This window comes from Microbacterium sp. sgz311019, assembly GCF_056135325.1.
The window spans coordinates 18,907-35,623 of the sequence record NZ_JBWAXO010000005.1; the positions used below are offsets into that span (position 1 = coordinate 18,907).

22 protein-coding genes are annotated in these 16,717 nt (G+C 66.1%); 11 read left to right on the top strand and 11 right to left on the bottom strand.

Translation table 11 applies throughout. The features are described 5' to 3' along the window. The first annotated feature begins 223 nt into the window (after positions 1 to 223). Positions 224 to 709, top strand: a complete 486-nt coding sequence (locus tag AC0NZN_RS09065) for a ribonuclease FAU-1 family protein (protein WP_474591967.1) — start codon at positions 224 to 226, stop codon at positions 707 to 709. Between the two features lie 235 nt (positions 710 to 944). Here AC0NZN_RS09065 and AC0NZN_RS09070 read toward each other — a convergent pair whose 3' ends face one another. The 3 genes from AC0NZN_RS09070 to AC0NZN_RS09080 all read right to left on the bottom strand — a co-directional run bounded on the left by AC0NZN_RS09070 (position 945) and on the right by AC0NZN_RS09080 (position 3,211). Continuing rightward, positions 945 to 1,712, bottom strand: a complete 768-nt coding sequence (locus tag AC0NZN_RS09070) for an aminoglycoside phosphotransferase family protein (RefSeq protein WP_474591968.1) — start codon at positions 1,710 to 1,712, stop codon at positions 945 to 947. Positions 1,713 to 2,045: 333 nt separating this feature from the next. Further along, positions 2,046 to 2,477, bottom strand: a complete 432-nt coding sequence (locus AC0NZN_RS09075; protein WP_474591969.1) for a hypothetical protein — start codon at positions 2,475 to 2,477, stop codon at positions 2,046 to 2,048. Further along, positions 2,408 to 3,211 carry an LD-carboxypeptidase gene (locus tag AC0NZN_RS09080; protein ID WP_474591970.1) on the bottom strand — a complete coding sequence of 268 codons (804 nt, stop codon included), beginning with the start codon at positions 3,209 to 3,211 and terminating at the stop codon, positions 2,408 to 2,410. Before AC0NZN_RS09080 ends, AC0NZN_RS09075 begins: the two co-directional genes overlap by 70 nt. Between AC0NZN_RS09080 and AC0NZN_RS09085 the strand changes: the two genes are divergently transcribed. Next, the gene (locus AC0NZN_RS09085) at positions 3,184 to 3,846 is read left to right on the top strand and encodes a 2'-5' RNA ligase family protein (protein WP_474592276.1); all 663 of its coding nucleotides are present in this window, start codon (positions 3,184 to 3,186) and stop codon (positions 3,844 to 3,846) included. The genes AC0NZN_RS09080 and AC0NZN_RS09085 overlap by 28 nt on opposite strands. 833 nt (positions 3,847 to 4,679) lie before the next feature. Here the strand turns inward: AC0NZN_RS09085 and AC0NZN_RS09090 are convergent. Together AC0NZN_RS09090 and AC0NZN_RS09095 are read right to left on the bottom strand one after the other, a co-directional pair. Beyond that, on the bottom strand, positions 4,680 to 5,162 hold the full coding sequence (locus AC0NZN_RS09090; protein WP_474591971.1) for a hypothetical protein: 483 nt from the start codon (positions 5,160 to 5,162) through the stop codon (positions 4,680 to 4,682). A 481-nt stretch (positions 5,163 to 5,643) separates the two neighbouring features. After that, positions 5,644 to 5,970: a hypothetical protein gene (locus tag AC0NZN_RS09095; protein ID WP_474591972.1), complete on the bottom strand. Its 327-nt coding sequence runs from the start codon at positions 5,968 to 5,970 to the stop codon at positions 5,644 to 5,646. 119 nt (positions 5,971 to 6,089) lie between these two features. Between AC0NZN_RS09095 and AC0NZN_RS09100 the strand changes: the two genes are divergently transcribed. The 4 genes from AC0NZN_RS09100 (at position 6,090) to AC0NZN_RS09115 (ending at position 9,015) form a co-directional block, all read left to right on the top strand. After that, positions 6,090 to 6,245: a hypothetical protein gene (locus AC0NZN_RS09100; protein ID WP_474591973.1), complete on the top strand. Its 156-nt coding sequence runs from the start codon at positions 6,090 to 6,092 to the stop codon at positions 6,243 to 6,245. A gap of 135 nt (positions 6,246 to 6,380) precedes the next feature. Continuing rightward, entirely contained in the window at positions 6,381 to 6,638 is a 258-nt protein-coding gene (locus AC0NZN_RS09105; protein WP_474591974.1) for a helix-turn-helix domain-containing protein, read from the top strand. Further along, complete coding sequence (locus AC0NZN_RS09110) at positions 6,631 to 7,953, top strand: type II toxin-antitoxin system HipA family toxin (RefSeq protein ID WP_474591975.1); 1,323 nt, start codon at positions 6,631 to 6,633, stop codon at positions 7,951 to 7,953. Before AC0NZN_RS09105 ends, AC0NZN_RS09110 begins: the two co-directional genes overlap by 8 nt. 702 nt (positions 7,954 to 8,655) lie before the next feature. Beyond that, complete coding sequence (locus AC0NZN_RS09115; RefSeq protein WP_474591976.1) at positions 8,656 to 9,015, top strand: MmcQ/YjbR family DNA-binding protein; 360 nt, start codon at positions 8,656 to 8,658, stop codon at positions 9,013 to 9,015. A gap of 185 nt (positions 9,016 to 9,200) precedes the next feature. Here the strand turns inward: AC0NZN_RS09115 and AC0NZN_RS09120 are convergent, their stop codons facing one another. From AC0NZN_RS09120 to AC0NZN_RS09130, 3 genes are all read right to left on the bottom strand, one after another. Further along, on the bottom strand, positions 9,201 to 9,635 hold the full coding sequence (locus AC0NZN_RS09120) for a YbhB/YbcL family Raf kinase inhibitor-like protein (RefSeq protein ID WP_474591977.1): 435 nt from the start codon (positions 9,633 to 9,635) through the stop codon (positions 9,201 to 9,203). A gap of 79 nt (positions 9,636 to 9,714) precedes the next feature. After that, the gene (locus tag AC0NZN_RS09125; protein WP_474591978.1) at positions 9,715 to 9,849 is read right to left on the bottom strand and encodes a hypothetical protein; all 135 of its coding nucleotides are present in this window, start codon (positions 9,847 to 9,849) and stop codon (positions 9,715 to 9,717) included. 79 nt (positions 9,850 to 9,928) lie between these two features. Then, a complete protein-coding gene (locus AC0NZN_RS09130; protein ID WP_474591979.1) occupies positions 9,929 to 10,696 on the bottom strand; it encodes an SAM-dependent methyltransferase in 768 nt (255 codons plus the stop codon). Between the two features lie 42 nt (positions 10,697 to 10,738). Between AC0NZN_RS09130 and AC0NZN_RS09135 the strand changes: the two genes are divergently transcribed. The 5 genes from AC0NZN_RS09135 (at position 10,739) to AC0NZN_RS09155 (ending at position 14,456) form a co-directional block, all read left to right on the top strand. Next, positions 10,739 to 11,602, top strand: a complete 864-nt coding sequence (locus tag AC0NZN_RS09135) for an SMP-30/gluconolactonase/LRE family protein (protein WP_474591980.1) — start codon at positions 10,739 to 10,741, stop codon at positions 11,600 to 11,602. 187 nt (positions 11,603 to 11,789) lie between these two features. Continuing rightward, entirely contained in the window at positions 11,790 to 12,179 is a 390-nt protein-coding gene (gene trxA, locus AC0NZN_RS09140) for a thioredoxin (RefSeq protein WP_474591981.1), read from the top strand. Beyond that, positions 12,176 to 13,867, top strand: a complete 1,692-nt coding sequence (locus AC0NZN_RS09145) for an FAD-dependent oxidoreductase (protein WP_474591982.1) — start codon at positions 12,176 to 12,178, stop codon at positions 13,865 to 13,867. The genes trxA and AC0NZN_RS09145 overlap by 4 nt, the downstream gene beginning before the upstream one ends. A gap of 122 nt (positions 13,868 to 13,989) precedes the next feature. Continuing rightward, positions 13,990 to 14,268: a metal-sensitive transcriptional regulator gene (locus AC0NZN_RS09150; protein ID WP_474591983.1), complete on the top strand. Its 279-nt coding sequence runs from the start codon at positions 13,990 to 13,992 to the stop codon at positions 14,266 to 14,268. 26 nt (positions 14,269 to 14,294) lie between these two features. Continuing rightward, positions 14,295 to 14,456 (top strand): hypothetical protein, encoded by a 162-nt coding sequence (locus AC0NZN_RS09155; protein WP_474591984.1) that lies wholly within the window; start codon positions 14,295 to 14,297, stop codon positions 14,454 to 14,456. Positions 14,457 to 14,705: 249 nt separating this feature from the next. On the opposite strand, the gene AC0NZN_RS09160 is transcribed toward AC0NZN_RS09155, so the two are convergent. From AC0NZN_RS09160 to AC0NZN_RS09170, 3 genes are read right to left on the bottom strand one after another with little or no spacing between them, the layout of a single operon-like run. Next, entirely contained in the window at positions 14,706 to 15,719 is a 1,014-nt protein-coding gene (locus AC0NZN_RS09160) for an NAD(P)-dependent alcohol dehydrogenase (RefSeq protein WP_474591985.1), read from the bottom strand. Further along, the gene (locus tag AC0NZN_RS09165; protein WP_474591986.1) at positions 15,716 to 16,450 is read right to left on the bottom strand and encodes a DUF4386 domain-containing protein; all 735 of its coding nucleotides are present in this window, start codon (positions 16,448 to 16,450) and stop codon (positions 15,716 to 15,718) included. Before AC0NZN_RS09165 ends, AC0NZN_RS09160 begins: the two co-directional genes overlap by 4 nt. Then, complete coding sequence (locus AC0NZN_RS09170) at positions 16,447 to 16,683, bottom strand: hypothetical protein (protein WP_474591987.1); 237 nt, start codon at positions 16,681 to 16,683, stop codon at positions 16,447 to 16,449. Before AC0NZN_RS09170 ends, AC0NZN_RS09165 begins: the two co-directional genes overlap by 4 nt. Positions 16,684 to 16,717: the final 34 nt, after the last annotated feature.

Here is a 16,717-nt window from a genome sequence, read left to right on the forward strand (position 1 = left end):
CTTGCGCCGGCGACATTGTGCCGGCTTGTCGCATCCAGGATATGCGCCGATCTTGCGACACACATTCCGCGGGCAACCTCGAGCATGCCCCAATGGGGGTCGCTCATCGTGCGCATGGTCTTAGCCGGTTGCCGGCGGCGACTTACACTTGCGGGTGATGGCTCACGCAACGTTGCAGTAGCGCTACTTCTATCCCGATGGCCGGCTGCAAGCCGCGATTCCGATGCATGTGGTCAGTGACCAGTTGGACGTGGTTGTGGGCTGGACCAGCCCGGGCACCGAGATTTCCTATTGGGCAACGGGGCACGGAGCCGACCCGCGCACGGTCCCTCTCAGCACGAGGTTCACGGGAACGCTGACGACCGCTCGCCGGACGTGGACCGGCGGAGGAATGCTCCGCGTGGTGCCGTTAGGCGAGTGCTGGCAGGCGCTGCACTTCTGGGACCAGCAGACCGGCGAACTTCTCGGCTGGTATGTGAATCTCGAATCCGAGAAGACTCGCCACGATTCGTCGATAGACGCGGTCGACTGGCATCTGGATCTGCTCATTTCGCCGGACTTCGTGGTCACGTGGAAGGACGAGGAGGAAGCCAAGGCCGCCGCGGGCACCCGGTACTTGCCCATCGAGGACTTGCAGCGTGCGCGCGCCACCGGTGAAACCATCGCGGCCAATCCTCGCGACTTCATCAATCGCATCGGCGACTGGTGAGACTAGAAGCCCGACCCGGAGTCTGGGGCGCTCGCGCTCACCTGACGACGCCGGGCAGCTCCCCGCAGTCTCAGAGACACGAGCGCCCGCATGACGGGCTCCCGCCAGTACAAAGCAGTCGGGGCACCACCCGCCAGCAACAGGGTCCGTGTGTGGTCAGCAACTGGCAGGGCGAAGAGCCAGCAGGAGCGAGCTAGCTGATTCACCAGCACTGGAAGAGCGACCCCTCACGCTCCTATGCGCGAAGCAGAAGCAGTTCGCGCACGTGGGCCGCTTGTGCCTCGGTCGTGCCTCGCGGGTTCCGTGCGAAAGCGCCGTTTCCCGGCAGGAGCATGGTCAGCCAGAAGATCGCCCAGAGCAGGCGGTAGTCGTCGAATCGGTTCTGCTCATTGTCTGTTAATCCGACCGCGCCTACCAGGCCTTGCGCGTCGTAGACCGATGCGAGGCGGCTAGCGATGTGTTCGACGTGATCCGCAAGCTCGAATGCGGGTTCGGTGAGTCCGCCGTCTTCGAAGTCCACCAATCGGCAGTTCTGGCCGTCCCACAGCACGTTGGCTGGGTTGAGATCGGCGATTCCCATCGTGGTCAGCCGCGGCGGTGGGACTGCGCGAGCGGTTGCCAGATGTGCGCTTGCACGATCCAGCGCGCGTCGCACCAGCTCAGGGTCTTCGCACGCGCGCAGGTCTGTGGGTTTGTGGAGCGCGGTGCGGAGTGCGTCCGCGATCATGCTCGGCCCGAAGCGTCGCTCGGGAAGACCGGCGTCCTCGATCTCTGCCAGAGGGACGGCGTAGACGCGCCGCAACGTCCGACCGAGTGCCTGTATCTGTTCGGTAGTCGCCGGTTCGAGCGGCAACGGAGCCCCGATGAGGCGTTCCATCACCACCACCGGAGCGTCGCCGTCGAACTCACGGCTGAGCGGGCGTGGAGCAACACCGGGGGCGTGGACCGCCAACAGCGACAGACACTTCCACTCGCGATCCGCCTCCGCATCGTCCCAGCTCACGAAAGTCTTCCGCACGCGCTCTGCATCGACGGTGAGTTGATGTGTGTGTCTCTGCACCCGTCGAACCTACCGCCGCGCAGGCAACCGCCCTTCTCGGTCGCTCGCCGAACGGGCAGAAGGTGCGCGCGCGTTGCCCGTGGATTGAGTTTCGGGCGGTGTGAGGTGAGGGAGGTGGATTTGACCGGTGTTAGTCGAACATGGCCGTCACTGTCCTCCGGCGACCGTCGAGCGTCACGTTCCCGCCGTAGGGGAGGATCCATTGGGGTCGAGTATTACCGAACGGGACTCCGATGCAAATGACTGCTTCCGGGTTGTAACGCGTCACCTCCGCGATCACCGCGTCTCGTTGCTCTGCCCGAAGGCGGGCACGCTCCCCCGGTCGGGGATGAACTCGTGGCTGCTCACCGGCGGCCGAGCGACGAGTACTCCTGCCGCCACGCCAAGCAGGCCTCGTTCACCGAGAGCTCGCAGCCAACGGCTGATGAGTGTCGCCGGTGGCGACTCTTCGCTCGATTCGAGAATCAGGACGACGCCGCGCAGCTCCTCGAGCGACGGCATCCGCCCCGCCAATGCGATCTGATCAACGACCTCGAAGCATCCGCCCCAGGTAGCGCCCTGGATGATTCGTGCCGGCCCGTGCCATGCCCGGGCCTCGGTGGCCTCGCGCTCACCGAACTCGACCAGCGCCGCGTCCGTTAGCCAGTCGGGGCCGAAGTCCTCTGACTGGCCAGGTTCGAAGAGCTCGAGGTGACCGCCGTCGAACAAGGCCGCCCGCAGCGAAGCGAGGTGGATGTCGTCGATCCTGGGCCCAGGACCGAGGTGGACCTGCGTCGATCCGCCGTAGAACGCCGGCACCCGAACCGCCAGAGCCAGTTGAGAATGTTCGTGTTGTCGCTGCAGCCGAAGAACGGTTTCGGATCCGCAAGAACCAGATCCGCATCGAGGTGCGGAATCACCGTGATCTGGTCGTCGCCTCCGATTGTCGCGAAGATCGCCCGAATCGCGGGATCGGCGAATGCAGCGTTGATATCCGCCGCACGCGCCTTCGGACTGGCATCGAGCTCACGGGTCGTCGGGAACTCGACGGGTACCAGAGCGAGCTCGTCGCGGATGCGCCCCATCGCCTGCTCATGAACATCTGGCGCGAACGCCGGCGCTGTGAACGACGGTGACAGTACCGCCACGCGGTCACCGCTGACCAGCTTTGGAAGCGGCAAGTTGGTCGGGAGAGCCACTCGCTCATCAAACCACGCCCTCAGCCCGCCCCGCGTTGGTGTCGCTTGGCGGGCGACGGTGACGCCGTGACTAGTATGCTCACGGTTCTCGATTTCGGAGATCCTTTGCCGCACCGGCCACCGAGATCGACGCGCTCTTTCACTGTTGGCGTATGTCGGGGCGGCCGCAGGTGCCGACAGGCCAGGGCTCAGAACCCGCAGTGGCGACGATGTGGCCCGTTGGAGGTGCGAGGGGGATGTCGGAGAATGATCGGATGCCTCCACATCAACTGCCGCGGCAGCGCGGCGTATTCGAACGCACGCAGGACCACTGGTGGTGGAGGGATGGCTGGAGTCCAGGTACGCGGTATCTCACCTGGCACCTCACCTTCGAAGACGCGGCCGAACTCCACGATGCCGCAAGGCGTGCTGGCAGGGCGCTGCGTGACGTGCAAGGCATCGATGTCGTCCCGGTACCATGGCTTCACCTGACCATGACGGGCATGGGGTTCGCCGAAGACTTCGACCGATCAGCAGTGCAGGCTTTCGCCGACGCGGGTCTGGACTTGGCATTGCGCATCAACGTCGAGCCGCTGCTCTTTGACCGCCTCTTCCTGTACCAGGAAGGTATCTGTCTGTCAGCGACCGCGCCGTGGCTGCAGGAGCTGAAGGTTCTTCAACGCGAGCTTGTCCGGAAAGCCGGCGGATCTGCGCCAACAGGGGATGAGACCTTCTACCCGCATGTGAGCCTTGCCTACTTCTCCACAGAGATCAGTGAGAAAGCCCTGCACGACGCGCTCGAACGCGCGGAATTGGGCCCGGTCGCTGTTCCATCTCCTCGCCTGTCACTACTCGAGCTCGGGCGCGACGATCGCGTCTACACATGGCGCGTAGTTGCGCAAAGAACCCTCAGCAACTGACGAAGGGGAGCCCGCTCGTTCCCGACCGGTGCGAGGCAGGCCGACATGGGGATGGTCGCCAGCGGGCGTGACCACTTGAGATGCGGGTGGCTCACCGTGCGATTGCGGGTCCTCAGCCGTACGCGTCGGCTGCTCCGGAGAAGCGAAATCGATTCGATGGGCTGCTCCGCCCGCAGGACCCGCGCGGTCAAGTGTTCGGTGGAGGTACGCCAACTGCAGCAGTCGTTCATCGCGACCTGTCGCTCAGTCGCGCCGCCTGAGAGACTTATCTCAATACACAACCGCGGGCGACCCGGACTCCGAAAGCCCGTTGGTCGTGGCAACAGTGTGGCAACAACTGAAACGAGATCGACCCCGATCCGGCTGATCGATGCGCGATGTCGGCCTGATCGAATCCGCGTGAATCCGGGGGTTTGCTTCACCACCGTGGTCGGGCGTATGGGTTCAAATCCCACCGTCACCGCCACCGTGCGGGGCCCCGACATCCCAGTCGTTTCAAGGGATAGCGGGGCCTTCGTCGTGCGGCCCAAGTACCTCGTGGGACAGAATTGGGACACTGTTGCGCCAGGCCTCTCCTGCAAGCCCAAGACGACGGAGCATTCAGCACCGAAGAAGCCGCCCTGGCATGGGGGCGACAACACCTATCCTGAGGTCCACCCACAGGTCCCTGATCTCCCGCTAACCTCACCAGCCAGGCGTCGCTGTTCACGCACCCAAGCCGGTGCCTATGCGCAACGGAGCGTGTGCGGGACGGATGCCGCCCGACTGTGTGGCTCGGGGAGCGCTCTGTGATGTTGTTTGAGGAGGGAGCCCTGCGGAGCTGGTTGTCCGACTTAATGGCGCAGGTTGCTGTAGTCGGTGTTGAACCCGACATCCGGGGCACTGTCGCAGAACCGCACAAGCATCCCCGTCCAATCGACGTCGCCGACCTGGGAGATATTCGAGAGAAAGATCGTCTCGCGGCCGTTGCCCAGCGTCATGCGGATGTGACCGTAGTCGTCCGCTGTCCATCGGGCTTTCCCCGTGTATGACGTGGCGTCCGCATCGGCAAGGCAGAGCAATCCCTTCTGCAGTTTTGCAGTGCCCTGCGGCACCGCGGTGACCCGAGCGTTGCCATCCGGGCTCAGCCGCACTGACCCCTCCGGGCCCTCCCAAGTGCTGGGCAGCCGAATCTGCCCATCGACCGGTGACGTCCCGACGTACTGGTAGATCTCCGACTGCCAGCACCCGGTAGCGACGACGCTCAGAACGGCCACCATCAGTGCGGAGAGCAGCCCGCGCGCCACTGAACGGGACAGGTCGTGAGGGCGGTACATGCTCGCGAGCATAGTTGGCGGCGAGAAAGGACCTAAGGTCCGGCCGGCCGGCGCATCCGCTCGGACGCAGCCATGCCGGGCCACTCCAATGTGGGATGCCAGTCATGCCCTGGCGCGATCCCCGGCGTCCGTTCAACATGACAATTCCGCGACGGCGCCTGAACCGTGACCGTCCTCGCACTCTTCCCGCCGCTCCGCCAGGCTTGGACTGAGTCCTCGCCATTAGCGCATGCCCGTTGATCAGTTCGAGGCAGAAGGGTCCTTCAGTGAGTGAAACTCGATCTCGCTCTCAGCTCTTGCGCGCCCTTCGCTCCGTTCGAGAGCGCCTGGGTCCGCTAGCTGGCGCGATCCGAGACACGGTCGCGTCCTGTCATTCTCGATCTCGGCTGACGGGCGTTCGGCCGAAGTGGGCATCCGGGACCTGAACCAGCCATTCTTGCGGTGCGATATCGGTCTTGGTCATACCTATATCGACGAGGACTCAGAGGGGGCGGGCCTGGTGGACGCCTGTGAGGAACTCGCCGAAATAGGTGCCGCCTACGCGCAACACGGCGCGGAGATTGTCCGGGCCGGACGATGGCAGGCCCGTCGCGCCGTTGTCGTCGTGAATGGAGAACCCTTTACCTTGTGGGCAGTGTAATCGGGCGCGCGTTGACCCGGGACTGTCGCTGTCGCTGACGCTGTTGCTGACGTCGACGTCGACGTCGACGTCGACGCCGAGGCCGACGCCGTCGCTGCTGCCGTCGACGCTGCCACCGACGCGGACGCCGACGCTGCTGCTGCCGCCGCCGACGCCGCCCCGCGCCATTGCCAGTGCCGCTCCTCGCCATCGTAAGCAGTCCAAGCGCCGACTTATCTTTGCGCGGTTCAGAGGCGCATAGCCGTATCACAGAGCTCTTCGGAGCTCGAGAAGGGGAGCGCCAAGAGATGACATTCCTCAGAACCAAGCACGGCGTCGCCTACGACACGACGACCAACTGGAACGATCTCCGGCTCGGCCACTCCGAGTTCAGGGTTTGTGCGGGGGAGAACGACGCCGGTGAGGTCAACACGGACGCTTTGCACACCGATTCGCCGAGCTGACGCCCTCACGCGCAGAGCCGTACTGACTACCGGGTAGTAGTAGCGGACGGTTACTACCGTACAGTAGTCATCCCCCATTGACTACTGTACGGTAGTTTCGGTACCCTACTACCCTAAAGTAGTAGGGGAGGCGACATGTACGAAGGTGCCGTGACGAACGGTGCTGACCTCGGGCTTGCGCTGCAGCAGGCGCGCATGGCGAACGGCATGACTCAGCAGCAGCTTGCCGATGCCATTGGCGCATCCCAGCGTTACATCTGGGAGCTCGAGAGCGGTAAACCGTTCCTGCCTCTTGTGCGCATCTTCGAGGCGCTCAGCATCGTCGGCGCCGAAGTCGTCGTCCGCGTCCCCGATGATTCCGACGTCCTCAAGCGTCAGTCCGCCGATGGGTGACCTCACCGTCACCCTGCACGGGCAGGTCATCGGCCGACTAACGGATGCCGGTCACGCGTTCGACTTCATGCCCGAACCTGACGCGATCCGACGGCTTGGTCTCAACAGTCGGGCGCTGTCCCTCGCGATCCCCCTCGCACCCCGCCCGCCGGCCAGGCAGCGCGCCATCCGCCAGAACTTCTTCTCAGAGCTCCTGCCAGAAGGCGACGCTCGCGAGCGTCTCGCGCTGGAAGCCGGCATCCGCGATAAGGATGACGTCATCGCGATGCTTCGCGTCTACGGCCGCGACGTCGCCGGCTCCATTCAGATTTGGGACCCCACCGTCCCGGGGGAACCCCGTCCCCCGGCAATCGAGCCGCTCGACGAGGCCGGTGTCGCGGAGATGCTCAAGACTGTCTCGGCTGCACCTCTCGGAAATAAGCCGCGCCGCGGCAAGACTTCGCTTAACGGCGTGCAGGACAAGATCGTCCTCGTGCGTATCCAGGACGGCTGGGCGCGCGCCCTGGACGGCTATCCGTCGACGCACATCGTGAAGCCCATCGTCTCGAAGTACCCGACCATGATCTTCGATGAGGAGTATGGCTCCCGTTTCGCCCGCGCGCTAGGCCTTGCGGACTTCCAGACTGAGCTGCACACATTCGCGGGCGTACCTGCGCTCATCATCGAACGCTATGACCGGTCGCCGGAGGCCACCGAAGGTCGCATCCACCAGGAGGACTTCAACCAGGTCCTCGGCCAGTCCCGCAACAACAAGTACGAGATCTACGGGAAACGCGGGCTGCGTGACATCGCACGGTTCCTTGATGGTCCGGACGGTGTCGCGCTGCTGAAGATGGTCACACTCTCCGTTGCACTCGGGAACCTCGACCTGCACCTAAAGAACGTTTCGGTGATCCACGACGAGGTCGGCGGCACTAGTCTGGCGCCGATGTATGACGTGGTGCCGCAGAACTTCCCTGAGTACGACAACGACGGTGAGGTCGCGCTGTCAATCGATGGCGAATTCGACTTCGCGGCTCTGTCTGCGCGCCGCATCATTGCCGAGGGCAGCAGCTGGGTCAGAAACGCCGACATCGTGGTCAACTCGACCCTGGCCACGATCCAAGAGATCGCCAAGGCAGAAAAACCCCATCCGGCGGCCCATGTCGGGCTTCAGGCAGAGGTCCTGCGTGTCACTCGCAACCTGCTCGAGGGCCTCACCACCTCAGGTGCTTCCGGCGAGGATATGCAGAGCCGGCAGAACAGTACGGCTGGCGCCCGTGGCAGCGCGTGGACCTGGAATAACGCACCAGCGCGAGGCAAGACGACCACCTGAGCGGTCGGATCAACCCGAGCACGATGGATTGCTGGCTGCGGGTAAAGCCGTGGGTAACAACGAAGCGCGCCGAGCCCCGTCCAGCTCAAGAACAAGATCCACCTGGCTTCGCCGCTCACCGAATCCGCGTGGAATCAAGGCAACAGCATCCAATGAGAGCAAGCTGATCGCCCAGCAGAAGAGTCCAAATCCCACCGTCACCACCATCTAAACACCAGATCAGCGCTCCTTTTCGGGGCGCTGATCTGCGTTGTGCGTCAGAATGGGCGAAGAATTCGCGCCTGAGCTCCGAAATGCGCGCTCGGCCTAGCCCACGACGCTCCCATCTCGAGATTCGTGGGCTCCCACATCCGCGAGATTCTGCGGATCTCTGCGACGAACGGGCGCCCCTACGGTGGGAATCTGCATCATCGTACGCGTGCCTATGTATAGCGCCGCAGCGCTGAGGTGGGGCTCGGATACGCATATTCCGATTGAGGGGAGGGCTCGTCGTCGGTCGCGGATACGACGGATGCGGGAGTCGATGTTCGTTGCCACGTTGCGCGCGATGAGCGTCGACAAGAAGATGTATTGCGGATGCCATGCGCCTGAGGTCGAGTGGCCATCCTCCGGCCACCCGGGTCGCCAAGAAGACCTCGACTTCGCGGCCTCAGCTGCACACGAACAGGCATACTGCCGCGCGCATATAGGACGGGTTGTGGGATGGCTGTGATCGAGGATGTTCGGTCGCTGGGCGGCGAGTTGGAGCGCTCGTACCAGGTGTATGTGCGCGGGAGGTTGAAGTTCCGCGTCGGTCAGATGGTCTACGTGGCGTTCTCCCTCGACGAGAGCGTGATGGGCTTCGCCTTCCCGAAGGAGGAGCGAGCGGCGCTGGTCGGCGGCGACCCACGCAAGTTCCAGATGCCATCGGCGTCAGACTTGCGCTTCAACTGGGTCCACGCAGATCTTGCGTCGCTGGACCCGTCTGAGGCTCGCGAGCTCGTCGTCGACGCGTGGCGGATGGTCGTCCCCAAGAAGCTTTCTCGCGCCTACGATCTCGCCCATCCCCACGGCCCGGGCTGAGGAACCGGCAGGAACGTCGCGTGGAGTGATGGGTTTGAGGTCAGTAGTGGGGGCCTCGTCGTTCTGGCCCTCGGCCTCGGCGGTCCCCCGCTGCTGCCGTTCATCCCCGCGGCGCCGGCCATCAGCAGCCTGCCGATCGTCCTCACTGCCTCGACAGGCTGTCGGCGTCGAAATCGCTTTGCCGCTCAGCGCGAATAGGTTGCGACGATCCGTTGCTGGCCGATGATGCTGTGGGCATAGCGCCGCAAGAACTCATCCCGAGTAGGTTCGCCGTCGACCACGTCCGCGAGTGCGTACACCCAGAAGTAGTAGTGGTGCAGGCCATGCCCCGGGGGCGGTTTCGGCCCGTCGTATCGGCGGTTGCCGAAGTCGTTGACACCGTCGTGGTGGGGCACGTCTCTCCCGGTGATGACGCCATCCCGCGGCGGGAGTCCGTATCGGAGCCAATGTGTGAATCCGTGCGGAAGCGGAGCGTCCGGGTCATGCACGATCAGAGCCAGCTCCATGGTTCCGTCGGGGATATCGGTCACCGCGAGAACGGGTGGCCGGTTCGCACCGGATGCGGTGTGCCGATCGGCCAGACGTGCTTCGGGTTCGAAGTCCGTGCTTGTGATGTTCATTCCATCGCTCCTCGTTGTGATGGTTGCAGCACAAGTTGAGGCTAATCGGCACGGGGCGAGGGCGTGGCGTCGCGGGCGTTCAGCCACCGAAGTGGGCTCGGATGACGAACACCGTCTGGTTCGCCGTGCAGGCGGCGCCCACCTGGGTCTCGATCGGCTGTGCGACGGACAGCGCTGAGCCCGGCGTGAGGCCGGGGTCCCTGAGAAGCGGCACGAGCTGGGCGAGCGCCCCCTTCAGCGACGACTGCGACGACGCCGCCTGCGCGGCGGCCGGGCTTCGTCGAGACGACGATTCAGCGGGAGCGCGCGAACAGCACGTAGGCGAAGCCGAGGAAGCTGCGATGTCCTCTCAGCCAGATCGAGCGCTGCGCGTCGAGTTCTCGTCGGACCGCATCCGCCGCGGGGTGGGTCGGGTGGTCGGCGAGCCACTGCTCGCGCTCTCGCATGTGGCCGGACTCGTACTCCTCCCATTCCTGGTCCGTGACCGAGCTCGTCGCGAGGGGGCGGAAGCCGGCGTCGATGGCGTGATCGAGCAGGTCGCTCAGGAGTTGGAAGTCGTCGCTGCGCGCACCCTCCCAGACCCGTGCGAGTTCGTCGTCCGTCGGCACATGGCGCGCGTATTCGGCGCCGAACAGGAGCCGCCCACCTGGGCGGGTGAGTGTGTGGAGGCGTGAGAACGCCTCGGGGATCGTGCCGAACACGTGGAACGCGCCGATGTTCAGCACGAGGTCGGCGTCGGTTGTCTCCTGCGCCGCATCCTGCGCGAGGAAGGTCGCTCGGTCGCCCAGACCGCGCTCGTCGGCCTCGCGTCGCGCGCGCTGAATATCGGGCTCATGAAGATCGATACCCGTCCCGCGCGCAGCAGGCTGATCCTCCAGCACGTCCAGCAGGAGAGTGCCCCAGCCGCAGCCGACGTCGAGGACCTCGTCGACGGGACGTTCTCCGATCACCTCGACCAGCAGCCGTGCCCGCTCGACGGACAGCGGTGAGTTGTACCGCAGCAGAGCCCCGCTGCCTGCCCGAGGCGGTTCGTCCTCGCCGAGGACACGTTGACCGCTCATGCTCGTCCACCGTAGTAGCAACATGACAGAGTTGACCCTGGAATGAGCGAGAGCACGCCTCTGATTCAGCCGGGTGCACACCTGGAGCGCCTGCGCACCGGCATGGCCTGGGCCGAGGGACCGGTCTGGCTCCCGGATGCCGGAGCCGTGCGCTGGAGCGACATCCCGAACGACAGGATCCTGCAGTTCGACGCCGCGACCCGGCGTGTGGACGTGTATCGAGCCGGAGTCGAGTACACGAACGGTCGGACGCTCGATCTCGAGGGTCGCGTCGTGCAGTGCTCGCACGGACTGCGGCGGATCGAGCGCGACGTCGACGGGATCGTGACGCCGATCGTCGATCGGTGGGACGGCGTGCGCTTCAACTCGCCGAACGACGTGGTGGTCGCGTCGGACGGCGCGATCTGGTTCACCGATCCGCCCTACGGCATCCTCTCCGACAATGAAGGACACGCCGCGGCGCCCGAGTACGAAGGATGCTTCGTCTTCCGCTTCGACGAACGCACGGGAGAGCTGCGGCCGGTCATCACCGACATGGTGCATCCGAACGGACTCGCGTTCTCACCCGATGAGACCATCCTCTACGTGTCGGACACGGCAGGGACCACGCAACCGGGAGTCCCACGCCACATCCGCCGCTACCGCGTCCGCGACGGCGCATGTGATCAGGGAGAGACCTTCGCGCTGATCCGGGACGGGGTATGCGACGGCCTGCGCGTCGACGCCCGGGGGCGCGTCTGGGCATCCAGCGCCACCGGCGTCGTCGTCTTCGATGCGGAGGGTGCGCGTGTCGGCGCCATCCCCGTTCCGGAGATCGTGTCCAACGTCTGTTTCGGAGACGAGGACGGGGCGACGCTCTACATCACCGCATCCACCAGCCTCTACCGCATCCGCATCAACGTCTGACGCCGAGGGATGGGGCCCGTCGTACACGGACCTCCGGCGCGGGAACGACACCGCTCGTGCAGCCAGATACCCCCGGGGGTGTATAGTGGAAATACCCCCGGGGGTAAATGGTTCCGAAGAGCGAGGTGAGCCGCATCCCCCGACGACGGCGTCCGCCGTCCTCTGACGCTAGATACGAAAGGGCCACATGGCTACTCGAACCATCACCATCGAGGGGTTCACCGATGTCATCGAGCAGAACGACATCGTGTTCCTCGACTTCTGGGCCGCCTGGTGCGGTCCCTGCCGGATGTTCGCGCCGATCTTCGAGAAGGCCTCGGAGCAGCACCCGGACATCGTCTTCGGCAAGATCGACACCGAGGAGCAGCGTGAGCTCGCTGCCGGCTTCCAGATCAGCTCCATCCCGACGCTGATGGTGTTCCGCGAGGGCGTGCTCGTCTTCTCGCAGCCGGGCGCGCTGGCCGGCGCGCAGCTCGATCAACTGATCACCGGCGTGCGCGGCCTGGACATGGCGAGCGTGCACGCCCAGGTCGCCGCGGCCAAGGCGGAGCAGGAGAAGCAGGAGGCCGTGCGATGAGGATCGTGATCGTCGGCGGCGTCGCGGGCGGCATGAGTGCCGCGGCGCGGGCGCGTCGCCTGGATGAGACGGCGGAGATCGTCGTGTTGGAGCGGGGCGCGCACGTCTCGTTCGCGAACTGCGGCCTGCCCTACTTCGTGGGCGGCGAGATCGCCGATGAGCGTTCACTGCTGGTGCAGACACCGCAGTCGCTGCGCTCCGCGCTGGCCCTGGACGTGCGCATCGGCAGCGAGGTGACGGCGGTGGACACCGCCGCCAAGACGGTCACGGTGCGGACCGACGAGGGGTCGTGCGACCTCTCCTACGACGCGCTGGTGCTGTCCCCGGGCGCGTCGGCGCTGCGCCCGCCGCTGCCCGGTCTGGACTCGCCGCGCGTGCGGACGCTGCGCACGGTCGAGGATGCGGTCGCCCTGCGCGAGGCCGTGCTGGACGGCGCGCGTCGCGCCGTCGTGCTCGGCGCCGGTTTCATCGGCCTCGAAGCCGCCGAAGCGCTCGCCCAGCAGGGCCTGGATGTGTCGATCGTCGAGCTTGCGCCGCATCCCCTGCCTCCCCTGGAGCGGGAGCTCGCGTGGCTGGTGACGCAGGAGCTCGGAGAGCTCGGCATCGACGTGCGCACCGGGATCGGAGCGGCGAGCGTCGAGCGCGGCGATGACGCAGACACCGTCGTCCTGGCCGACGGCCGACGTCTGCCTGCCGACATCGTCGTCCTCTCTGTGGGGGTCCGCCCCGACACCGCGCCGTTCGAGGCCGCGGGCATCGTGTGCGAGCGTGGCGCGATCGTCGTCGACGCGCACGGGCGCACCTCGGCCCCGCACGTGTGGGCGGCGGGAGACGCGACCGTGTCGGTCGACGCGGTCACCGGCATCCGCAGGCCCGTCGCCCTGGCCGGGCCCGCCAACCGGGCGGGACGGCTGATCGCCGACGATATCCTCCGGCCCGGCGACGCCCGTGCGGTGCCGCAGCCGGTCGGGACCGCCATTGTGCGCGTCGGGGAGCTGGCCGCGGCGCTGACCGGCGCCAACCGTGCCGCCTTGGACGCCGCGGGGATCGAGTACCGCACGCTGCACCTGCACCCCAACCAGCACGCGGGCTACTTCCCGGGTGCGGCGCAGATCCATCTCGTCGTGCACATCCGCACGTCGGACGGCCTCGTGCTCGGGGCGCAGGCGGTCGGCACCGAGGGCGTCGACAAGCGCATCGACGTGCTGGCCACGGCCATCCGCGCCGGACTGCGGGTCGACGACCTGATCGACCTCGACCTCGCTTACTCTCCGCCCTACGGGCAGGCGAAGGATGCGGTCAACCTCACCGGCATGGTGGGGGAGAACGTGCGCAACGGCACGCTCTCCCTGTGGTACCCGGAGCAGCTCGAGCAGGTTGCCGCCTCCGCGCTCATCCTCGACGTGCGCACGCGCGCAGAATACGTCACGGGCTACGTGCCCGGTTCGCTGCACATCCCGCACACCGAGCTGCGTGAGCGGCTCGACGAAGTGCGCGAGGCCGCGGCCGGACGGCCGGTGCGCGTGATGTGCCAGTCGGGCGTGCGCTCGGCCATCGCGCACCGCGTGCTCGCCCAGGCCGGCTTCGACTCGGCATCCCTCTCCGGCGGAATGCTCACCCTCCGTGCCTGGCTGGGCGAGAGCGAGCTGGACGTCCTCGAATACGGCGAAGCGCTGGAGTATGCGTAGCTCCCGTGCCGTCTGCACAGGCAGCTGCTGACGCCGCCGGCTCTCGCTCCACCGAACACGCTCGGCTGCGACGAGGCCCGCCAGCCCATCGACATCCATTCCGCTCCCCGAAAGGACGAATCATGACCAACACCACTGACCCCGAGGCGCAGAAGCGCATCCTCAACCGCCTGCGCCGCGCGCGCGGTCAGCTCGACGGAGTGATCGCCGCCGTCGAGGACGGCCGATCCTGCCGCGACATCGTCACTCAGCTCTCCGCGGTCTCCAGCGCGCTGGACCGTGCCGGATTCGCGATCGTGTCGACGGCGATGAAGGACTGCATCGCCGACCCGGATGCGGCCCGCGACGAGCAGGGACTGACCACGGAAGAGCTCGAGAAGCTCTTCCTCATGCTCGCCTGACCCCCACAAACAGAAGGAGGAAACCCATGTGTTCCGCAGTCACCTGCCGTAAATGCGGCAAGACCACCTGGTCCGGATGCGGCCAGCACGTCGACCAGGTCATGCGCGGTGTGCCCGTCTCGCAGCGGTGCGCCGGTCACGAGGGCGAGAAGAGCGACAGCTTCTTCGCCAAGCTCTTCGGCCGCTGACCGCACCTCCGCCTCGCCGGGTCGTCGTGCACGTCAGCGACGCCCCGGCGGACCTCGGTCGGGCAGTGGACGCGGCGCACGCCCTTGGCGAGACGTTCCCGGACGCTCACATCCGTTTCCCTGTGCTTACGATGGGCGGGCCCCCAAGGCGACACCGGATGCGCTGCGATCAGTCGTGAGTGGACGCGGTCGTCGCCACATTCCACGAGCTGGGCGCGGCGGTGATGAGGACGACCGGGACGGTCCAGGTCAGTTCCATGGGCTGAACTTCCTGCCCGTCGGGTGGTCTTCGGTGGCGATGGAGACAACGACGCTGCCGCGCTTTCGGCCGGTGTCCACGTAGTGGTGTGCTGCGGCGATCTCTTCGAGTGCATACGTGCGGTCGATGACGGGTCGGAGTGATCCGTCTTCAGCGAGTTCTGCGACGGAGCGCAGGTCGTCGGTGCGGTAAGGGCCTAGGCCGGTGACGATCGTGATGCCATAGCGACGGCTGTCTCGCCTGGCGGTCAGGACGGAGCGCAGATCTGCGGCGATGAGCAGCGCGGTGCCTCCGGGCGCGATGCTTGCGGATATGCGGCGTACGGGTGCGTTTCCGACGCAGTCGACGACCACGTCGTAGCGGCGCCCGTTGGTGGCGAAGTCCTCGGCGGTGTAGTCGATGACCTCGTCGGCGCCCAAGTCGGTGACGAGGTGCCGGTTGACGGCACTGGTGACGGCGGTGACGCGTGCGCCGACGGAGTGTGCGATTTGGACGACTGCGGTGCCGACGGCGCCCGCGGCACCGTTCACGAGCACCTGAGATCCTCGCCCGACGTCGGTCTGATTGAGGAAGGCCCGGGCGGTGATCCCGCCGAAGACGATCGCGACCGCCTCGCAGAAACTCAGGTCTCGGGGCTTCGGCGTGACCGCGTCGGTCGCTTTGACGATGGCGTACTCGGCGTGTCCGCCGAACCGGCTGCCGAGCATGGCGATCACCTCATCACCGAGAGCGAACCCGCTCGCCTGCGCGCCGACCGCAACCACGACACCCGCGATGTCCATGCCCAGCACGGGTCGGCGGGGACGGACGAACCCCAGGGCGAGGGAGCTGGGGAGGGTGAGACCGGCGGGGACATCCTTGGCGCGAGCTCGATGGTCGGCGGCGCTGACCGTGCTGGCATGGACGCGGACGAGGATCTCATCGGCGGCGGGTTCCGGTGCAGGGACGTCCTCAAGGGTGATCACGTCGGGGTCGCCGAATCGACGATGGACCGCGGCCTTCATGATGCGTCCTCGGCAATCGCCGAGACAGCGGCGGCGTTGAAGCCCTTGAACAGCATCCACAGTCCGACCGAGAGTTCCCACAGGAAGATGGGCACCGTGGCGAGGCCCTGCCAGAGGGATCCTTCGTGGTTGACGCCGAGCATGATGCCGATGGTCGAAGACGCGAGCAGGGGAGCGCCGATCAGACCGACGATCGGGATGATTCGAGGCACGAGCCGGGACCGGTACAGGACGTAGCCGAGAAGCAGCGCGTTGAGCGCGGGAACGAATCCCGGCCCGAAGGCGAACGTCCAGTCGCGCAGCGTGACCAGAGCGGTGCCGATCAGCGTGAGGGTTTCGGCTTCCGTCCCCGTCGCGGCGGGCTGGCGGAGCGAGACCACGGTGAACAGGGACATCACCCCGACCATGATGATCGCCGCTTCGAAGAGACGGGTGGTGACGAAGCCGAGGGCGGCGGACTCGTGGACGCGCCGGAGAAGGGGGAACAGGGCGACAGCCGTGCCGATGCATGCGAGGGCGTTGACCAGGTCGAGGACGCTGCCGGTGAGGACCTGGATGTCGGCACCGGCGCTGACGATGTAGTCCGGGTCGGTGAGGATCGGGGTGATCAGCAGGTAGGCCGGGATGGAGCTCAGGAAGGTGACGAGATACATCGCGCCGGCGAGGGCGGCGGCCCGTCGTGGTGTCGTACCCGGGGTCAGGGATGCGCGGGTGGTTGCGGTGGTGGTCATGAGGTGCTCCTTGGTTCGTCGATGGTGACCGAGATGAGGGACAGTCCGCTGTCGCGGAGCCTGTTCAGGACGCCGTGGAGGGCGGCCTGGTCGGGAAGTCCACCGTGGATGAGCGTGGTTCCGCCGGCCTCGGTGACGAGAGTCATGCCGTTGAACCACACCGCCCAGTGGGCGTCGAGATGTCCTTCTACGCGGATGACGTAGCGGGTGTCGGGTTCGTCGGCTGATCTCACACCGGCACGGTACGAACGGATGTGGTGACCGGGC

Excerpts from the sequence above, each read along its gene's own strand:
- AC0NZN_RS09115 (WP_474591976.1), top strand. The coding sequence starts at position 8,656 with ATGGCTGTGATCGAGGATGTTCGGTCGCTGGGCGGCGAGTTGGAGCGC.
- AC0NZN_RS09160 (WP_474591985.1), bottom strand. The coding sequence starts at position 15,719 with ATGAAGGCCGCGGTCCATCGTCGATTCGGCGACCCCGACGTGATCACC.
- AC0NZN_RS09105 (WP_474591974.1), top strand. The coding sequence starts at position 6,381 with ATGTACGAAGGTGCCGTGACGAACGGTGCTGACCTCGGGCTTGCGCTG.
- AC0NZN_RS09135 (WP_474591980.1), top strand. The coding sequence starts at position 10,739 with ATGAGCGAGAGCACGCCTCTGATTCAGCCGGGTGCACACCTGGAGCGC.
- AC0NZN_RS09110 (WP_474591975.1), top strand. The coding sequence starts at position 6,631 with ATGGGTGACCTCACCGTCACCCTGCACGGGCAGGTCATCGGCCGACTA.
- AC0NZN_RS09090 (WP_474591971.1), bottom strand. The coding sequence starts at position 5,162 with ATGTACCGCCCTCACGACCTGTCCCGTTCAGTGGCGCGCGGGCTGCTC.
- AC0NZN_RS09100 (WP_474591973.1), top strand. The coding sequence starts at position 6,090 with ATGACATTCCTCAGAACCAAGCACGGCGTCGCCTACGACACGACGACC.
- AC0NZN_RS09165 (WP_474591986.1), bottom strand. The coding sequence starts at position 16,450 with ATGACCACCACCGCAACCACCCGCGCATCCCTGACCCCGGGTACGACA.
- AC0NZN_RS09085 (WP_474592276.1), top strand. The coding sequence starts at position 3,184 with ATGTCGGAGAATGATCGGATGCCTCCACATCAACTGCCGCGGCAGCGC.
- trxA (WP_474591981.1), top strand. The coding sequence starts at position 11,790 with ATGGCTACTCGAACCATCACCATCGAGGGGTTCACCGATGTCATCGAG.
- AC0NZN_RS09120 (WP_474591977.1), bottom strand. The coding sequence starts at position 9,635 with ATGAACATCACAAGCACGGACTTCGAACCCGAAGCACGTCTGGCCGAT.
- AC0NZN_RS09145 (WP_474591982.1), top strand. The coding sequence starts at position 12,176 with ATGAGGATCGTGATCGTCGGCGGCGTCGCGGGCGGCATGAGTGCCGCG.
- AC0NZN_RS09065 (WP_474591967.1), top strand. The coding sequence starts at position 224 with ATGCATGTGGTCAGTGACCAGTTGGACGTGGTTGTGGGCTGGACCAGC.
- AC0NZN_RS09155 (WP_474591984.1), top strand. The coding sequence starts at position 14,295 with ATGTGTTCCGCAGTCACCTGCCGTAAATGCGGCAAGACCACCTGGTCC.
- AC0NZN_RS09130 (WP_474591979.1), bottom strand. The coding sequence starts at position 10,696 with ATGAGCGGTCAACGTGTCCTCGGCGAGGACGAACCGCCTCGGGCAGGC.
- AC0NZN_RS09095 (WP_474591972.1), bottom strand. The coding sequence starts at position 5,970 with ATGGCGCGGGGCGGCGTCGGCGGCGGCAGCAGCAGCGTCGGCGTCCGC.
- AC0NZN_RS09150 (WP_474591983.1), top strand. The coding sequence starts at position 13,990 with ATGACCAACACCACTGACCCCGAGGCGCAGAAGCGCATCCTCAACCGC.